14 protein-coding genes are annotated in these 17391 nt (G+C 68.8%); 6 read left to right on the top strand and 8 right to left on the bottom strand.

From position 1 onward, the window contains the following. Positions 1 to 4: 4 nt before the first annotated feature. The 8 genes from ACTOWL_RS09500 to ACTOWL_RS09465 form a co-directional block, all read right to left on the bottom strand. Positions 5 to 1138 (bottom strand): aminomethyltransferase family protein, encoded by a 1134-nt coding sequence (locus ACTOWL_RS09500; RefSeq protein ID WP_441320974.1) that lies wholly within the window; start codon positions 1136 to 1138, stop codon positions 5 to 7. A 103-nt stretch (positions 1139 to 1241) separates the two neighbouring features. After that, on the bottom strand, positions 1242 to 2141 hold the full coding sequence (folD, locus tag ACTOWL_RS09495; RefSeq protein ID WP_441320973.1) for a bifunctional methylenetetrahydrofolate dehydrogenase/methenyltetrahydrofolate cyclohydrolase FolD: 900 nt from the start codon (positions 2139 to 2141) through the stop codon (positions 1242 to 1244). Positions 2142 to 2154: 13 nt separating this feature from the next. Further along, a complete protein-coding gene (gene glnT, locus ACTOWL_RS09490) occupies positions 2155 to 3462 on the bottom strand; it encodes a type III glutamate--ammonia ligase (RefSeq protein ID WP_441320972.1) in 1308 nt (435 codons plus the stop codon). Between the two features lie 74 nt (positions 3463 to 3536). Then, positions 3537 to 4865, bottom strand: a complete 1329-nt coding sequence (locus ACTOWL_RS09485; protein WP_441320971.1) for an FMN-binding glutamate synthase family protein — start codon at positions 4863 to 4865, stop codon at positions 3537 to 3539. Positions 4866 to 4877: 12 nt separating this feature from the next. Next, positions 4878 to 5564, bottom strand: a complete 687-nt coding sequence (locus ACTOWL_RS09480; RefSeq protein ID WP_441320970.1) for a protein GlxC — start codon at positions 5562 to 5564, stop codon at positions 4878 to 4880. Positions 5565 to 5607: 43 nt separating this feature from the next. Then, entirely contained in the window at positions 5608 to 6504 is an 897-nt protein-coding gene (locus ACTOWL_RS09475) for a class II glutamine amidotransferase (protein ID WP_441320969.1), read from the bottom strand. 91 nt (positions 6505 to 6595) lie between these two features. Beyond that, positions 6596 to 7273 carry a helix-turn-helix domain-containing protein gene (locus ACTOWL_RS09470; protein ID WP_441320968.1) on the bottom strand — a complete coding sequence of 226 codons (678 nt, stop codon included), beginning with the start codon at positions 7271 to 7273 and terminating at the stop codon, positions 6596 to 6598. Between the two features lie 104 nt (positions 7274 to 7377). Then, positions 7378 to 9747, bottom strand: a complete 2370-nt coding sequence (locus ACTOWL_RS09465) for a DUF1989 domain-containing protein (protein ID WP_441320967.1) — start codon at positions 9745 to 9747, stop codon at positions 7378 to 7380. Between the two features lie 251 nt (positions 9748 to 9998). Here ACTOWL_RS09465 and ACTOWL_RS09460 point away from each other — a divergent pair, with 251 nt between their 5' ends. The 6 genes from ACTOWL_RS09460 (at position 9999) to ACTOWL_RS09435 (ending at position 17388) form a co-directional block, all read left to right on the top strand. Continuing rightward, on the top strand, positions 9999 to 11783 hold the full coding sequence (locus ACTOWL_RS09460; protein ID WP_441320966.1) for an APC family permease: 1785 nt from the start codon (positions 9999 to 10001) through the stop codon (positions 11781 to 11783). 162 nt (positions 11784 to 11945) lie between these two features. Beyond that, positions 11946 to 13502 carry an acyl CoA:acetate/3-ketoacid CoA transferase gene (locus ACTOWL_RS09455; RefSeq protein WP_441320965.1) on the top strand — a complete coding sequence of 519 codons (1557 nt, stop codon included), beginning with the start codon at positions 11946 to 11948 and terminating at the stop codon, positions 13500 to 13502. Then, positions 13492 to 14292 (top strand): SDR family NAD(P)-dependent oxidoreductase, encoded by an 801-nt coding sequence (locus ACTOWL_RS09450; protein ID WP_441320964.1) that lies wholly within the window; start codon positions 13492 to 13494, stop codon positions 14290 to 14292. The genes ACTOWL_RS09455 and ACTOWL_RS09450 overlap by 11 nt, the downstream gene beginning before the upstream one ends. Before the next feature lie 2 nt (positions 14293 to 14294). Beyond that, complete coding sequence (locus tag ACTOWL_RS09445) at positions 14295 to 15146, top strand: MaoC/PaaZ C-terminal domain-containing protein (RefSeq protein WP_441320963.1); 852 nt, start codon at positions 14295 to 14297, stop codon at positions 15144 to 15146. Further along, the gene (hutC, locus tag ACTOWL_RS09440) at positions 15143 to 15895 is read left to right on the top strand and encodes a histidine utilization repressor (protein WP_441320962.1); all 753 of its coding nucleotides are present in this window, start codon (positions 15143 to 15145) and stop codon (positions 15893 to 15895) included. Before ACTOWL_RS09445 ends, hutC begins: the two co-directional genes overlap by 4 nt. Continuing rightward, complete coding sequence (locus ACTOWL_RS09435; RefSeq protein WP_441320961.1) at positions 15892 to 17388, top strand: HAL/PAL/TAL family ammonia-lyase; 1497 nt, start codon at positions 15892 to 15894, stop codon at positions 17386 to 17388. Before hutC ends, ACTOWL_RS09435 begins: the two co-directional genes overlap by 4 nt. Positions 17389 to 17391: the final 3 nt, after the last annotated feature.

The following is a 17391-nucleotide window of genomic DNA, read 5'->3' as shown; positions in this document are numbered from 1 at the left end:
GCCCCTAGCCCACCGCCGTCCGCTTCTTCTTCTCCGGGTCGTCGAAGGGCAGCGTGTGGGCGGTGGCGGTTGCCTCCACCGCCTTGCCGCGCACCTCGAGCTTCGTGCCGTGCACCGCCTTGTCGACATCGAGCCGCGCGATGGCCATGGATTTCCGGGTCAGCGACGAATAGCAGGGACAGGTGATGAGTCCGACCTTCCTTCCGTCGGCCCAGACCTCGTCGCCGGCATCGGCCGGTCGGTCGGCGTCGATCAGCAGGCCGAAGATGCGGAAGCGCTCCTTGCCCTTGAGGCGGGCATGCTCCTCGGCGCCGCGGAAGCCGGTCTTGCCGGGGCTGACGGTGAAGTCCAGGCCGAGCTCCCACAGCGAATCCCCCGGGCCTTCATCGGCGAAGGGATACATCTGCGAATTGTCGTAGGGATAGAACAGCAGGTAGCTTTCGACCCGCAGCATGTCGAGGACACTGAAGCAGCACGGGATGATGCCCATGCCCTTGCCGTCCTCGAGGATGGTGTCCCAGACCAGGGGGGCGTCCTGGCCGCGGACGAAGATCTCGTAGCCGCGTTCGCCGGTGTAGCCGGTGCGCGAGATCATCACCGGCGCGCCGAACAGCGTCGTCTGCATGTGGTGGAAATATTTGAGGTCGCGGATGCCGGGGACGTGCTTGGCGAGGTAGTCGACCGCCAGCGGGCCCTGCAGCGACAGGTCGTGGATATCGTCGTCGAACAGCACGGCGCAGTTGCGGCCGGCGGCCTGCTTGACCACCTCCTCATGGCCGGAGCCCGAGCCGTGCACCAGCATCCAGGAATTGGGGCCGGTGCGGTAGGTGATGCAATCCTCGGTGAAATATCCGCGGTCGTTGAGCATGCAGCCATAGACCGACCGGCCGGGAGTGATCTTGGCCATGCTGCGGGTGGTGATGTGGTCGAGCACGGCGATGGCGTGCGGGCCGACCAGATGGACCTTCTTCAGGCCCGACACATCCATGAGGCCGGCCCTGGTGCGGACCGCCACATGCTCCTGCGACATGTCCTTGTCGTAGGTCCAGGCGGTGCCCATGCCGCTCCAGTCCTCGAGCTTCGACCCCAGCGCGCGATGACGATCCGCGAGAGCCGAAAAGCGCCACGATAGAGCCATGTCCGGTCCCCTGTTTTCACTCTATAGAATATTTGTTTCCTCACTATAGGCGCGTTTCGCGCCCTGACAAGCTGATCTTGCGCCTGCGGCCGGCAATCCCGGCTCAGAATTCCGGCGGCGCCCGGCCGGCCGCACGATGCGCCGCGATCACCGTGTTGGCCATCAGCATCGCGATCGTCATTGGCCCGACGCCGCCCGGCACCGGCGTGACGGCGCCGGCGACCGAAGCGGCCTCGGCGAAGGCGACATCGCCGACCAGGCGGGTCTTGCCCTCGCCCTTCTCCGGCGCCGGAACGCGGTTGATGCCGACATCGATCACCGTCGCGCCGGGCTTGATCCAGCCGGCCCGGACCATCTCCGGCCGGCCGACGGCGGCGACCAGGATGTCGGCGCCGCGGCAGACCTCCGGCAGGTCCCGGGTGCGCGAATGGGCGATGGTGACCGTGGCGTTGGCGGCGAGCAGCAGTTGCGCCATCGGCTTGCCGAACAGGTTGGACCGGCCGATCACGACGGCGCCGAGGCCCGACAGATCCTCGCCATGCGCGCGCCGGACCAGGATCATGGCGCCGGCCGGCGTGCAGGAGACGAGGCCGGTCGCGAGATCGCCGGTGGCCAGCTTGCCGGCATTGACGACGTGCAGGCCGTCGACATCCTTGTCCGGCCGGATCGACTGGATGATCGGGTCCGATTCCAAATGCTTCGGCAGCGGCAGCTGGACCAGGATGCCGTGGATCGACGGGTCGGCGTTCAGCGCGGCGACGAGGGCCGCGAGATCCGCCTGCATCGTCGCCGCCGGCAGCGTGTGCTGCACCGAGCGGAAGCCGCACTCCGTCGCCGTCCGGCTCTTGGCCCTGACATAGGCGTGGCTGGCCGGATCGTCGCCGACGATGACGACGGCGAGCCCGGGCTTGACGCCGCTGCCGGCCTCCAGCGCGGCGGCCGCCGCCGTCACGGTCTCGAGGATGGAAGCGGCGACCTGGCGGCCGTCGATGATCTCGGCCATGTCGCCCTCCGGCTCAGATGTCGAGGGTGGTATCCTGTTCCCACTGGGTGAAGTGAGACGCGTAGGCATTCCACTCCTGGTGCTTGAGCTTGAGATAGGCGGCGGAGAATTCCGGGCCGACCGCCTGCTTCAGGCCCTCGTCGGCATCATAGGCCCGCAGCGCATCGAGCAGGTTCAGCGGCAGGCGCGGCGCATCCTTCACCAGATGGCCTTCGCTGTACATGTCGATGTCGTGATGCGGGCCGGGATCGGCGCGGTGGCGCAGGCCTTCGAGACCGGCGGCGATGATCACCGCCTGCAGCAGATAGGGGTTGGCGGCGCCGTCCGGCAGCCGCAGCTCGAACCGGCCGGGGCCGGGCACGCGGACCATATGGGTGCGGTTGTTGCCGGTCCAGGTCACCGAGTTCGGCGACCAGGTCGCGCCCGAGATGGTGCGCGGCGCGTTGATGCGCTTGTAGGAATTGACTGTCGGGTTGGTGATCGCGGCCAGCGAGGAGGCGTGCTTCATGATGCCGCCGAGGAAGTGCCGCCCCTCGGCCGACAGCCCGAACTCGGCCGCCTTGTCGGCGAAGACGTTGGTCCGGCCGCTGTTGTCCCAGACCGAGATGTGGCAATGGCAGCCATTGCCGGTCAGCCCCTTGAACGGCTTCGGCATGAAGGTGGCGCGCAGCCCGTGCTTCTCGGCGATCGACTTGACCATGAACTTGAAGAAGGAATGCTTGTCGGCGGTCTGCAGCGCGTCGTCGTACTCCCAGTTCATCTCGAACTGGCCGTTGGCATCCTCATGGTCGTTCTGGTAGGCGCCCCAGCCGAGCTCCAGCATGTGGTCGCAGATCTCGGTGATGATGTCGTAGCGGCGCATCACCGCCTGCTGGTCGTAGCAGGGCTTCGCCGCCGTATCGCGGTCGTCCGAGATCCGGCTGCCATCGGGCGTGATCAGGAAGAACTCGGCCTCGACGCCGGTCTTCACCCGCTTGCCCTCGGCCTCGGCCTCCTGGACCAGCCGCTTCAGCACGTTGCGCGGGGCCTGGGCGACCAACGCGCCGTCCATCCTGCAGTCGGCCGCCACCCAGGCGACCTCCTTCTTCCAGGGCAGCTGGATGACCGAGGACGGATCCGGCACGGCGAACAGGTCGGGATGGGCCGGCGACATGTCGAGCCAGGTGGCGAAGCCGGCAAAGGCCGCCCCTTCCTCCTGCATCGCGGCGATCGCCTGCGCCGGCACGAGCTTGGCGCGCTGGCCGGAGAACAGGTCGGTGTAGCTGATCATGAAATATTTGATGCCCTTGTCTTTGGCAAGGGCAGCAAGGTCCAGCGTCATGCTCGGTCTCCTAGTGAGCTCCCAGAGGCATCTTGGTTTTTCAGGCTTGGCCGGGCTGGTTCGCCCGGCTGCCTTCAGTAGCCCCCCTTGCCGGGAATCCAGTCTGTGCCCGCGAGCGGCACCTGCGCCATGGCGGCGGCAGGGACCGTCAGGGCGCAGAGATCTTCGGGTTCCAGGTTGTGCACGTGGTTCTTGCCGCAGGCGCGGGCGATGGTCTGCGCTTCGAGCGCCATGACCTTGAGGTAGTTGGCGAGGCGGCGGCCGGCCACTTCCGGGTCGACCCGCTTCATCAGCTCCGGATCCTGGGTGGTGATGCCGGCCGGATCCCGCCCCTCATGCCAATCGTCATAAGCGGCGGCCGTGGTGCCGAGCGCCGCGTAATCCGCCGCCCAGCGCGGATCGTTCTCGCCGATCGCGATCAGCGCCGCGGTGCCGATCGACACGGCATCGGCGCCGAGCGCCAGGGCCTTGGCGACATCGGCGCCGTTGCGGATGCCGCCCGAGATGATCAGCTGGACCTTGCGGTGCATGCCGAGATCCTGCAGCGCCCGCACGGCCGGGCGGATGCAGGCCAACGTCGGCATGCCGACATGCTCGATGAAGACCTCCTGCGTCGCCGCCGTGCCGCCCTGCATGCCGTCGACCACGACGACATCGGCGCCGGCCTTGACCGCCAGCGCCGTGTCGTAATAGGGCCGCGCGCCGCCGACCTTCACATAGATCGGCTTCTCCCAGTCGGTCAGCTCGCGCAGCTCGAGGATCTTGATCTCGAGATCGTCCGGCCCGGTCCAGTCAGGATGGCGGCTGGCCGAGCGCTGGTCGATGCCCTTCGGCAAAGTGCGCATCTCCGCCACCCGGTCGGAGATCTTCTGGCCCAGCAGCATGCCGCCGCCGCCCGGCTTCGCCCCCTGGCCGACGACGATCTCGATGGCATCGGCGCGGCGCAGGTCGCGCGGATTCATGCCGTAGCGGGACGGCAGATACTGGTAGACCAGGCGCTCCGAATGGCCGCGCTCCTCCTCGGTCATGCCGCCGTCGCCGGTCGTGGTCGACGTCCCGGCCATCGTCGCGCCGCGGCCGAGCGCCTCCTTCGCCGGGCCGGACAGCGACCCGAAGCTCATGCCGGCGATGGTGATCGGGATCTTGAGCTCGATCGGCTTCCTGGCGTGGCGCGCGCCGAGCACGACATCGGTGCCGCATTTCTCGCGATAGCCCTCTAGCGGGTAGCGCGAGATCGAGGCGCCGAGGAACAGCAGGTCGTCGAAATGCGGCAGCTTGCGCTTGGCGCCGCCGCCGCGGATGTCATAGATGCCGGTGGCGGCGGCGCGCCGGATCTCCGACATCGTGTATTCGTCGAAGGTGGCCGAGATCCGGGGTTCGGTGGGCGGGTTGTGATAGCTCATGACGGACCCCGATCAATAAGCGTCGGCATTGTCGACGTGGAAATTGTAGAGCTTGCGCGACGACCCGTAGCGGCTGAACTCCTGCGGCCGGGCGTCGGTGACGCCGGCCTTGTCCAGCAGCTCGGCCAGCAGCGCGACATGCTCCGGCCGCATCTCCTTCTCGACACAGTCGGCGCCGAGGCTCTTGACCTTGCCGCGCACGAAGATCCGCGCCTCATAGAGGGAATCGCCCAGGGCCTCGCCCGCATCCCCCAGCACCACCAGGTTGCCAGCCTGCCCCATGAAGGCGGACATGTGGCCGATGCTGCCGCGCACGACGATGTCGATGCCCTTCATCGAGATGCCGCAGCGCGACGAGGCGTTGCCTTCGATCACCAGCAGCCCGCCGCATCCGGTCGCCCCGGCATACTGGCTGGCGTCGCCTTTGACCACGACCGTGCCGGACATCATGTTCTCGGCGACACCCGGGCCGGCGGAGCCATGAATGGTGATCGTCGCCTCGTCATTCATGCTGCCGCAGTAATAGCCGACGCTGCCCATCACATCGATCGTCACCGGCGCGTGGACGCCGACGGCCACGGCATGGTGGCCGCGCGGGTTGAGGACGCTGAACTGCCGGTCGTTGTCGCCCGGGGCGATGGCGTGCAGGGCCTGGTTGAGGTCGCGAAGGGGGGTCGCGGCGAGGTCGTAGGTTGGCATCGTGTCGCCCTGAGATGAAAGGGTGGAGGCCGCGCCGCGGCGCCTAGCGTTCCCAGAAATAGACGGTCGCCGGCTCGGGCTCCCAGACCCGGGCCGCATCGATGCCGGGCAGGTTGACCAGGGCCCGGTATTCGGACCCGAAGGCGACATAGCGGTCGGTCTCGGCCATGATCGCGGGCTTGCAGGCGATGGCGTCGCGGACGACCCCGAAGCCGGATTTGGTGCCGACGACGAAGGTGAAGAAGCCGTCGAGGTCGTCGACCGCGCCTTCCAGCGCCTGGCCGAGGTTCTTGCCCTTGGCCATCTCCGCGGTCAGGTAGGCGGCGGCGACCTCGGTGTCGTTCTCGGTCTCGAACGCCATGCCCCCGTGCTTCAGGGTGCGGCGGAGATTGTTGTGGTTCGACAGCGAGCCGTTGTGCACCAGGCACTGGTCGGGGCCGGTCGAGAACGGATGGGCGCCGAGGGTGGTGACGGCGGATTCCGTGGCCATCCGGGTGTGGCCGATGCCGTGCGTGCCGGACATCTCGGCGACGGCGAAGCGGGACAGCACGTCCCGGGGCAGGCCGACCTCCTTGTAGATCTCGATCGCGTCGCCGCTGCTCATCACCCGGACCGCCGGGCGCAGCCGGGCGACGGCGGCCCTGCCCTCCTCCACCTTGTCCTGCGGCAGCAGGATGACGGCATGGGTGCTCTTCACCTGCATCGACACCGGGGCGTCGAGCGCCCCCTGCAGCTCGCCCGCCAGGCCGGCGAAGTCGCGCTTCGGATCGGCGGACTGGACGGTCAGCTTGGCGTGGCGGTGGTCGGCATCGCCATAGATCGCGATCCCGGCGCTGTCCGGCCCGCGATCCGTCAGCGTCACCAGCATGGACGAGAGCATCGCCCCGAGCTGTGGCTCGAGGCCCCGGTCCTTCAGGAAGAGACCCACAATCCCGCACATGGCCGGACCCTCCGCTTGCATTCGGACGACGAGCGGCAGGTCGCTCTCGGCCGCCTCAATTATGAAGAATAATTTTTTCTCTTAAGGCAAGTCAACCCTTCCCCGGCCGCTGCGGGTAGCTGATGATCGAGAGATAGCGGCTGGGCAGCTTCACCAGCACCTCCGGCCCGTGCGGCGCATCGGCGTCGAAGAACAGGCTGTCGCCCGGCTGCATCGGAAACAGCTGGTCGCCATGGCGGTAGATCACCTCGCCCTCGAGCATGTAGAGGAACTCCAGCCCCTCATGCTGGAAGGTCGGAAACACGTCCGAATCCGCGGTCAGCGTGATCAGGTAGGGTTCGACGACCACGCCGCTGGCGCCGCTGCCGATATAACCGAGCAGGTTGTACTGGTGGCCGGCGCGCGTGCCGCGCCGCTCGAGCTCGATGCCCTGGCCGGATTTGACGAACACCGCATTGTGCGGCTCCTCATAGCCGCGGAAGAACGCCGTCAGCGGCACGCCCAGCGCCCGCGACAGCGACTGCAGCGTGGTCAGGGACGGCGAGATGTTGCCGTTCTCGATCTTCGACAGCATGCCGAGCGAGATGCCGGTGGCGGCGGCGAGGTCCGTCACCGTGATCCCGAGCTTCTTGCGATAGGCCCGCACCTCATGGCCGATCGCCATCTCGAGATTGTTGTCCTTCGGCTCGCGCACGGCATGCGGATCCTGGGTGAACACCGCCTTGCCGCGCGCCGGCTTCTGCCGCGCCGAATCCTTACTGCCCGTCATCGATCGGTCCTGGCGAAGTGTCGCATCGGGCGGCAACGCTATCGCCATGGTGAAATTCCCTCAACTCTGGAGAAAGTCGCGCGCGCCGTCATGGACCCTGAGCGCTACGCCCGCGGCCGGGTCTTCTGCGGATCGTAATGCGACAGCGGCACGATCACGGCCGGCAGGCGCTTCTGGTGGCCGTCGAGCTTGCCGATCTCGACCGCGGTGCCGACCGCGGCATGGGTCACGTCGATCCGCGCCAGGGCGATGGTCTTGCCGAGAATCGGCGAGCGGGTGGCGCTGGTCACGACGCCGATCTGCGCCCGGCCGATATGGATGCAGTCGCCGTGGCCGACCGCGTCATTGGCCTGCACATCCAGCCCGACCAGCCGATGCCGCGGATGCTCCTTGCGCTCGATCAGCGCCGTGCGGCCGATGAAATCATCGGTCTTGGACTTCAGCGGCACGGTGAAGCCGATGCCGGCCTCGAACGGGTCGGTCTGGTCGGTGAACTCGTGGTTGGCGAAGACCAGCCCGGCCTCGATGCGCAGCATGTCCAGCGCCTCCAGCCCCATCGGCGTCAGGCCGTGGGGCTGCCCGGCCTGCCAGACCGCGTCGAACACCGCCACGGCGTCCTTCGGATGGCAGAAGACCTCGTAGCCCAGCTCGCCGGTGTAGCCGGTGCGCGACACCACCGCCGGGGCACCTTCGAAGCCGCCGATGCGGCCGACGCTGAAGCGGAACCATTCGAGCTCGGCGATCGTCGGCTGGCGCGGCGCGGTCCAGACGATGTCCTTGAGGATGTCGCGGCTGGCCGGCCCCTGCACGGCGATGTTGTGCAGCTGGTCGGTCGAGGAGCGGACCCAGGCCTTGAACCCCTTCGCCTCGGCCTGCTGCCGCAGCCAGAGGCCGCTGAAATCATCGCCGCCGATCCAGCGGAAGTTACGGTCGCCGAGCCGGAACAGCGTGCCGTCGTCGATCATGCCGCCGTGCTCGTAGCACATGGCGGAATAGACGACCTGGCCGGTCGACAGCTTGCGCACGTCGCGGGTCAGGCAGTATTGCAGCAGGTCCTCCGCGTCGGGGCCGGTAACCTCGAACTTGCGCAGCGGCGACAGGTCGATCACCGCCGCCTTCTCGCGGCAGGCCCAGTATTCCGCCACCGGCCCTTCGCCGGCGAAGCGGTTCGGCAGCCAGTAGCCGCGATACTCGCCATAGTCCCGCGTCAGGGCGGACAGGCGGGGATGGAAGGCGGTCTCGCGGGTGAGTTCGGGGTCGGCGTCGGGCGTCATGCGAATGGCCACCGCTCGTGTGAAGGTCTCCTGGCCGGAAAAGGTCCGGACATGGATGTCGGTCGGGTCCCAGCCATTCGCCGCATCGATGTCGTCCGGGCAGGAGGAGGAGACGCAGACCAGGTCGGTCAGCGCCCGCATCAGCACATAGTCGCCCGGGCGCGACCACGGCTCGTCCAGGTACAGCTGGTTGTTGTGGTCGATATTGGTGTTGTAGAAGTAGTTCAGCGCTTCCCAACCCTTGCGTGCCGCAATGCCGTAGGGCGCCAGCGCGGCGTTGAAGTTGTCGGTGCAGTTCACATGCCCGGGATAGCCCATATCGTCGTAGTAGCGGGAATTGCAGGCGGTGGCGAAGGCGTCGTGGCGGCCGACCGTGTCCTGGACGATCTCGACTAGCGGCTCGAAATCCCGGTCGAAGGCCTTCGACGGCAGGCCCGGCACCGGATAGCTGCGGCCGAGCAGTGTGCGGGTGACGGTTGAATCCAGCGCCAGGTCGAGGCCCTTGTCGACCTTGCGGGCCGAGAAGGCCTGGAAGTCGGTGCATTGCCGGCCGTAGACGTCGATCACCTGGATGAACTCGCCGGCCCGGACGAGATAGGCGGAGGCCGTGCCGGCCCGGATCCGGATGTCCTCGATCGGGTCGGCCATCGGCTCCGGCAGGGCCGCGGCATAGTCGCGGACCGGGCGGACGCGCCGGACCCGGATCTCGATCGGCGTCGCCGTGTCCTGGGCGTGCGGCAACATGGCGACGGCCGGCGCCGCCGCGATCAACAGGCCGGTTCCGGCGATGGTGAGCTCCGCCTGCTCGCCCGGCCTGGAGCCCGGCCCGAAGATGCGGGCGGCGCCGGCGGCCGCGAGATCGGCGCCGCGCCGCGCCAGGGCGGCGCGGGTGCGCAGCGCCCCGTCCCCGGCCGCGGCAAGGCTGGCCTTCAGCCCTTCGGCGGCGCCGGTGAAGGGGATGCCGAGACCGGCGGCGAGAAAGCGCCCGGTTTCGTCCAGGAACGACAGCTCGCAGGCCTGGCCGCCTTCGGTGTCGGTCACCGTCACCCGGTCGCCGGCCTCGACCCGGATGACCAGCGAGCCACCGCCGCGGATGCGGTAGCGCTCGGTCCCCGGGGGCAGCGCCCGGATGCCGGGAGTCAGGACCAGGCTGGGAGAGGCGGGGCGCACGCCGGCCGTCATCGGACCGAGATCTCGCATGGGACCCTCGCGGGAGATGACGGGATCGAGCACCCAGCGAAGGTTGCAAAATGCGGGTTCAAAGTAAAGTCATATTGACCAAGGGGAAAAGTTCTTCACTATGTATAAAGGCCTTGGAGGAGGATCCGCCGGGGAGCGGATCACCAAGGCAACGGCGCAGCCCGGGGGGCGCAGGCGGGGCGCGCCGAGGGAGGCACGTCCGGGAAGACGCACGAAAGAAGCGTCCTGGACAAAGACGGGGAGCATCACCAATGGCAGATGTGATGGACGGTGCGATCTCGACCAGCACCGAAGGCAAGCTGATCCGCGCCCTGGACTGGAAGGGTGCGTTCTGGGTGGCCGCGGGCGTGCCGCCGCTCGTTCTGTTCTCCATCGGCGGCATCGCAGGCACGACCGGCAAGCTGGCCTTCGTGGTCTGGATCATCTCGATGGTCATGGGCTTCCTGCAATCCTTCACCTATGCGGAAGTCGCCGGCATGTTCGGCAACAAGTCCGGCGGCGCCTCGGTCTATGGCGCGACCGCCTGGCTGCGCTATTCGAAGTTCATCGCGCCGCTGTCGGTCTGGTGCAACTGGTTCGCCTGGTCGCCGGTGCTGTCGCTCGGCTGCGCCATCGCCGCCGGCTACATCCTCAACGCCTTCTTCCCGATCCCGGCCGCCGAGTCGCAGGCGGTGCTGGACTGGATCGCCGCCCATGCCGCCTCGGTCACGGCCGACAGCCCGCGCGTCGCCGAATGGCTGGCGGCGCATGCCGGCGCGACGCCCGACGACGCGGTCAAGGCCCTGCTGGGCGCCGACGGCGTCGCGGCCCTGACGCCGGCGATCCGCAGCTGGTCGCTGGCCAGCTTCGGCATCCCGTTCCTCGCCACCGCCAACATTAACGCGACCTTCTTCATCGGCGCGATCCTGATGCTGATCATCTTCGCGATCCAGCATCGCGGCATCGCCCAGACCGCCAGCGTCCAGAAATGGCTCGCCATCATCGTGCTGGTGCCGCTGCTGCTGATCGGCCTGTATCCGATCTTCAGCGGCCAGATCCAGTCGGCGAACATCACCGGCCTGGTGCCGCCGACCGCGGCCTATTCCGGCCTGGACGGCACCTGGAGCAATGGCGGCTGGACGCTGTTCCTCGGCGGCCTCTACATCGCCGCCTGGTCGACCTACGGCTTCGAGACGGCGGTCTGCTACACCCGCGAGCTCAAGAACCCGAAGACCGACACGTTCAAGGCGATCTTCTACTCCGGCCTGGCCTGCTGCCTGTTCTTCTTCCTCATCCCCTTCACCTTCCAGGGCGTGCTCGGCCATGCCGGCATGCTGGCGCCGGGGATCGTCGACGGCACCGGCGTCGCCGAGGTGCTGGGCGGGCTGATCGGCGCCGGCGCCATCATCACCCAGATCCTGGTCGCGCTGATGATCCTGGCCCTGTTCCTGGCCATCATGACCGCCATGGCCGGGTCGTCGCGCACGCTGTACCAGGGGTCCAAGGACGGCTGGCTGCCGAAATATCTCGAGCATGTGAACGGGAAGGGCGCCCCGACCCGCGCGATGTGGACGGACTTCGCCTTCAACCTGATCCTGCTGGCGATCGCGTCCGATGTCGGCGGCTACTTCTTCGTCCTGGCCGTGTCGAATGTCGGCTACATCGTGTTCAACTTCCTGAACCTGAACTCCGGCTGGATCCACCGGGTCGACTCCGGGCACATCGCGCGGCCCTGGAAGGCCCCGACCTGGCTGATCGGGCTGAACACGGTGCTGGCCTTCGTCAACGCGCTGTTCCTCGGCGCCGGCGCCAAGGTCTGGGGCTATGAGAACGCGCTGTGGGTCGGCTTCGCCTTCGCCGCGCTGATCCTGCCGGTGTTCGCCTTCCGCCACTATGTGCGCGACGGCGGCAAATTCCCGGCCGGCGCGATGGAGGATCTCGGCCTGACCGGTCAGGATCTCGGGGCCAAAAAGGCCGGGATGCTGCCCTATCTGACCCTCGCCGGAGGGCTGGCGATCGTGCTCATCGCCAACTGGGCGTTCCAGCTGCCGGCCTGACGACGGCAGCTTTGGCAACAGGCCGGCCGACCTCGAGAGGTCGGCCGGCTCTCTGCGTTTGACCCCTCATAGATGAATTTTTAAGCAATGCATTTTGTGCCTTGAAAATGGGCAACGATCGCGCCTGTATATACAGGCTAGTCGGACATATGGGTCGGCGCGATGCAGGTCATCACAACCACCGAGGCGGCAGGGCTGTTGCGCAGCGGCATGACCGTCGCCGCGTCCGGCTTCGGCGGCTGCTGCCATCCCGAGGCGATTTCGGCCGCCGTCGAACGGCGCTACCTGGCCGAGGGCGCCCCGCGCGATCTGACGCTGCTGTTCGCCGCCAGCACCGGCGACCGCAAGACCCGCGGCATGGGCCATTTCGGGCATGAGGGCCTGGTCGAGCGCGTGATCGCCGGCGGCTGGCGCGGCACCCCTCGCCTCGGCGCCTTGGCGCTGCAGGACAAGATCGACGCCTATTGCTGGCCCCAGGGGGTGATCGCCCAGCTGTATCGCGCCATCGCCGCCGGCCAGCCCGGCGTGGTCACCCGCATCGGCCTCGGCTCCTTCATGGATCCGCACCATGGCGGCGGCCGGCTGAATGCGCGGACGACGGCCGAGCTGGTGGAACGGGTCAGCCTGCGCGGCCAGGAGTGGCTGCTGTATCCGGCGATGCCGCTCGACTGCGTGCTGCTGCGCGGCACCTCGGCGGATGAGGACGGCAACATCACCCTGGAGGACGAGGCTTTCCCCGTCGATGTGCTGGCCATGGCCCAGGCCGGCCGGAACTCCGGCGGCATCGTCATCGTCCAGGTCAAGCGCATCGCCGAACGCGGCTCGCTGCCGGCGGCGGATGTGCGGATCCCGGGCATGCTGGTGGACTATGTGGTGGTCTGCGACGACCCCGCCGAGCACGGGGTGAGCTTCGGCGAGACCGACAACATCGCCTATACCGGCCGGCACCGGGCGGCCGCCGACCGGCTCGCGCCGCTGCCGCTGTCGGTCGACAAGGTGATCCAGCGCCGCGCCTTCCTGGAGCTGCGGGGCCGGGACCACCCGACCATCAATCTCGGCATCGGCATCGCCGCCGGGATCGGCCGGATCGCCGGCGAAGAGGCGTTCGACGACTACACCGTCACCATCGAATCCGGCGTGATCGGCGGCATTCCGGCCGAGGAGCTGTCCTTCGGCGCCGCGGTCAACCCCAGCGCGATCATCCCGCAGGCGTCGCAGTTCGACTTCTATGACGGCGGCGGGCTGGACATCGCCTTCCTCGGCATGGCCGAGGTCGATGTGCGCGGCGCCGTCAATGTCAGCCGCTTCGGCCAAACCATCGTCGGCGTCGGCGGCTTCACCAACATCGCCCAGACGGCCGGCGCTGTCGTCTATATGGGCTCGTTCTCGCATGGCGGCGCCGAGATCGCGGTCAAGGACGGCAGGCTTTCGATCGCCGTCGACGGTCGGTCCTGCAAGATCGTCGAACGGGTCGGGCAGGTCAGCTCCGACCCCGCCGCGGCCCCTGCGGGCCAGCGGCAGGTCGTCGTCACCGAGCGCGCGGTGTTCCAGGTCGTCGACGGCCGCCTGACCCTGACCGAGGTGGCGCCGGGCATCGATGCGAAGGCCCAGGTGATCGAGCGCCTGCCGCCGGGAGTCGCCATCGCGGACCGGCTCGTGGAGATGGACGCCCGTCTCTTCCTCGAATCCGCCATGAAGGATTCCTCCGATGAACATTGACGGGGCCGTCGTCATCGTCACCGGATCGGCGACCGGCGTCGGGGCCTCCTGCGCCAGGATGTTCGCCGAACGGGGCGCCAGGGTCGTCGTCAACTACAGCCGCAGCCGCGACGAGGCCGAGGAGACCGCGGCTGCCTGCCGGGCGCTCGGCGCCGAGGTCGAGGTGGTGCAGGCGGATGTCGCCGAGGATGCCGCCTGCCGGGCCATGGCGGCGAAGGCCGTCGATCGCTGGGGCCGGCTGGATGCCCTGGTCAACAATGCCGCCGTGACCGTGACGTCCGATCCCTTCGATCTGGAGACGCTGTCGGCGGCGGATTTCCAGAAGGTGTTCGGCGTCAATGTCGTCGGCGCCTACCAGATGTGCCGCGCAGTCCTTCCGGCGATGCGCGCCGGCGGCGGCGGCGCGATCGTCAATGTCTCCTCCAATGTCGCCTTCACCGGCGGCGGCTCCTCGCTGGCATATACGGCGTCCAAGGGCGCGCTGAACGCGCTGACCAAGGCGCTGGCCCGCACCTGCGGTCCGGAGATCCGCGTCAACGCGGTCTGCCCCGGCGTCATCGACACCCGCTGGATGCGCCAGACCCTGGGCACCGACGCCTATGACGCGCTGGCGGCCCGCTTCTCCGCCACCGCGCCGCTCGGGCGGGTGGCGACCCCGGACGACGTGGCCGGCGCGGTCGTCTGGCTGGTCGAGGGTGCGGAGTTCGTCACCGGCGAGCTGCTGTCGGTCGATGGCGGCATTCGCCTCGCCGGCGGCGCGCGCAAGCCCGCCGCCCGGGGCGGAGCCTGACCATGTCCGTCTCGGCCCGCGCGATCATGGAGTTTCCAGCGCCCGAAGTCCGGCAGACCGTGGCGGCGCGCGACGCCATCCTCTATGCGCTCAGCGTCGGATACGGGACCGAGCCGACGGACGAAGCCCATCTGCGGCGGACCCAGGAGCGGGATCTGGTTCCGGCGCCGACCCTGGCGAATGTCGTCGCCCATCCCGGCCCGTGGCTGCAGGATGCCGGCATCGACTGGCAGCGCCTGGTGCATGCGGAGCACCGCCTGACGATCCATCGGCCCGTCCCGATCGACGCCCCACTGCTGTCCCGGAGCCGCATGACCGCGATCGTCGACCGCGGCCCCGAGAAGGGCATGTTCGCGACCTTCGAGCGGGCGATCGTCACGCTGGCGGACGAGGCGCCCGTCGCCACCATCGTCCAGACCAATGCCTGCCGCGGCGATGGCGGCTGCGGATCGGCGGGACCGCCGCCGGAGCCGCTGGCGCCGGTTCCGGCCCGGGCGCCGGATGCCGTGTTCGCGATCGCCGTGCCGGAGGAAGCCGCCCTCCTGTACCGGCTGAATGGCGACCTCAACCCGCTCCACTCCGACCCGGCCTATGCCGCCCGAGCTGGCTTCCCGCGCCCGATCCTGCACGGTCTCTGCACCTTCGGCTATGCGGGCTATGCCATCGGCCGGACAGCCGGGGCCGGAACCATCGCGGATGTCGGCTTCATCGCCGCCCGCTTCACCGCGCCGGTGCTGCCGGGCGACGGGCTGGAATTCGACATCTGGCGGCAGGGCCGGGACATCGGGTTCCGCGCCGGGGTTCCCGCGCGCGGCGTGACGGTCCTCGACTTCGGCACCGCGAGGCTGGCATGACCAAGCCGGCGGGCGAGGCGCCGCATTATCTGCGGATCAAGGACGCGATCACGGCGCGGATCGCCGAGGGCACGTTCAAGCCGGGCGATCGCGTCTATTCCGAAAGCGAGCTGGTGGCCTCGTTCGGCGTCAGCCGCATGACCGCCAACCGGGCGCTGCGCGAGCTGATGTTCGAAGGGGTGCTGACCCGCGCCACCGGCCTCGGCACCTTCGTCTCGTCGCAGCGGCAGGATATCGATCTGCTGCAGATCCGGAACATCGCCGACGAGATCTCCGGCCGCGGCCGTCGCCACACGGCGAAGGTCTTGATCGCCGACCGGATCAGGGCGGATGCGACCATCGCGCAATCCCTGGATCTCGCAGTGGGCATCGAGGTGATGCACTCGCTGATCGTCCATCTGGAGGACGACCAGCCGATCCAGGTCGAGGAGCGCTACGTCAACCCGATGGTGGCGCCGGACTACCTGGCCAACGACTTCACCCGGACCACCCCGAACGAATACCTGACCAAGGTGGCGCCGATCACCGCGTTCGAGCATTTCGTCGAAGCGGTCAGGCCCGATGCCAGGGTGCGAAAGCTGCTCGGCAGCAAGCCCGACCAGCCATGCCTCAGGGTCTTCCGCCGCACCTGGTCCGGCGCGGCGGTGGTGACCTGCGCGCTGCTGTCCTACCCCGGCGACAAATACCGGCTGGAAGCGCGATCGGGCCCGGCCAAGACGGCCGCCCTGCTGAACGGGAGAGACGAGTGACTCCGGCCGCCCCCATCGTGTCCTTCACCGCCGCGGCGCCGACGGTCGGCGACATCGTTGCCATCGCCCGGCGCGATGCGCGCGTGGAGATCTCCGCCGAGGTCGAGGCGAGGATCCTGGCCGCCCGTGCCGTCGTCGACCGCTATGCCGCATCGGACGTGCCGGTCTACGGCCTGACCACCGGGCTCGGCGCCGGCGTGGATACGCGCCTCGCCACGGAAGACCTGGTGGCGTTCCAGCGGCGCGTGCCGCAGGGGCGCGCCGTGGGGGTCGGCCCCGCCCTGCCGCGCGAAGCGGTGCGGGCCATGATGGCGGTGCGCATCGCCGGCATGGCCGCCGGCGGCGCGGGGGTGTCGCTACCGGTGTTCTCCGGCCTCGTCGCGGCGCTGAATGCCGGGTTCCATCCGGTCGTGCCGTCGCTGGGGTCGATCGGCGCGGCCGATCTGGCGCCGCTGGCGCATCTGGGCCGCGCCCTGCTCGGCGACGGCGAGGCGGAGTTCGGCGGCGAGGTGATGGCGGCCGGCGAGGCGCTGCGCCGGGCAGGGCTCGAACCGCTCCGGCTGGCCCCGAAGGACGGCCACGCCATCGTCGTCGCCAACAGCATGTCGGTCGGCAAGGCCTGCCTGTGCCTGGCGGATGTCGAGCGGCTGTTCGACTGGTCGCTGGCGGCCGTCGCGCTCAATTTCGAAGCGTTCCGCGCCAATGTGACGGCCCTCGACGACCGCGCGCTGGCGGCGAGACCAGCCTTCGGCCAGCGCGCGGCCGCGGAGAAGCTCCGGGCGCTTCTGGCCGGCAGTTCCCTGTTGGCCGAAGGCGCGGCACGGCGGGTGCAGGATCCGCTGAGCTATCGCTGCGCGCCGCAGGTCTGGGGCGCGCTGCTGCACGCGATCGGCGAGGCGCGGACCGTCACCGAGATCGAGATCGCCAGCTCCGGCGACAACCCGGTGGTCCTGGTGCCGGAAGGGCTGATCCTGTCGCATGGCAATTTCGACATGACCGCCTTCGTGCTGGCCTGGGAACGGCTCGGCCAGGCGATGGCGCATGGCGCGGCGGCGACCGCCTACCGCACGATGAAGATCATGTCGGCCGGGATGTCGGACCTGCCGCGGTTCCTGACGCCGCTCGGCGCGAGCCGGGCGGGGTTCGCCACGGTCCAGAAGACGGTCTCGGCGCTCGAAGCGGAGATCCGCCACCTCGCCTTGCCGGCCTCGCTGACGCCGATTCCGGTGGCGGACGGGGTCGAGGATCAGGCGTCGCTGGCGCCCGCCGTGCTGGCGAAGACCGAGACGATTGTCGACCGGCTGCGCTTCCTGGTCGCCATCGAGCTCATCGTGTCCGCCCAGGCTGCGGAGCTGCGCGGCGTGGAGAACGAGCTGGGCGCCGGCACGGGAGAGGCCTACCGGCTGATCCGCCGGCATGTCCCGCCACTGGTCGAGGACCGCGCCCAGAGCGCCGATTTCCAACGAATAGCGGAGCTCATCCGCAACTCTTAGGGG

The sequence above is a fragment of the Inquilinus sp. CA228 genome (genome assembly GCF_052078665.1).
Taxonomy (GTDB): Bacteria; Pseudomonadota; Alphaproteobacteria; order DSM-16000; family Inquilinaceae; genus Inquilinus.
The sequence above is the reverse complement of the archived record's forward strand: the minus strand, read 5'-3'. Positions and strand labels throughout refer to the sequence as shown.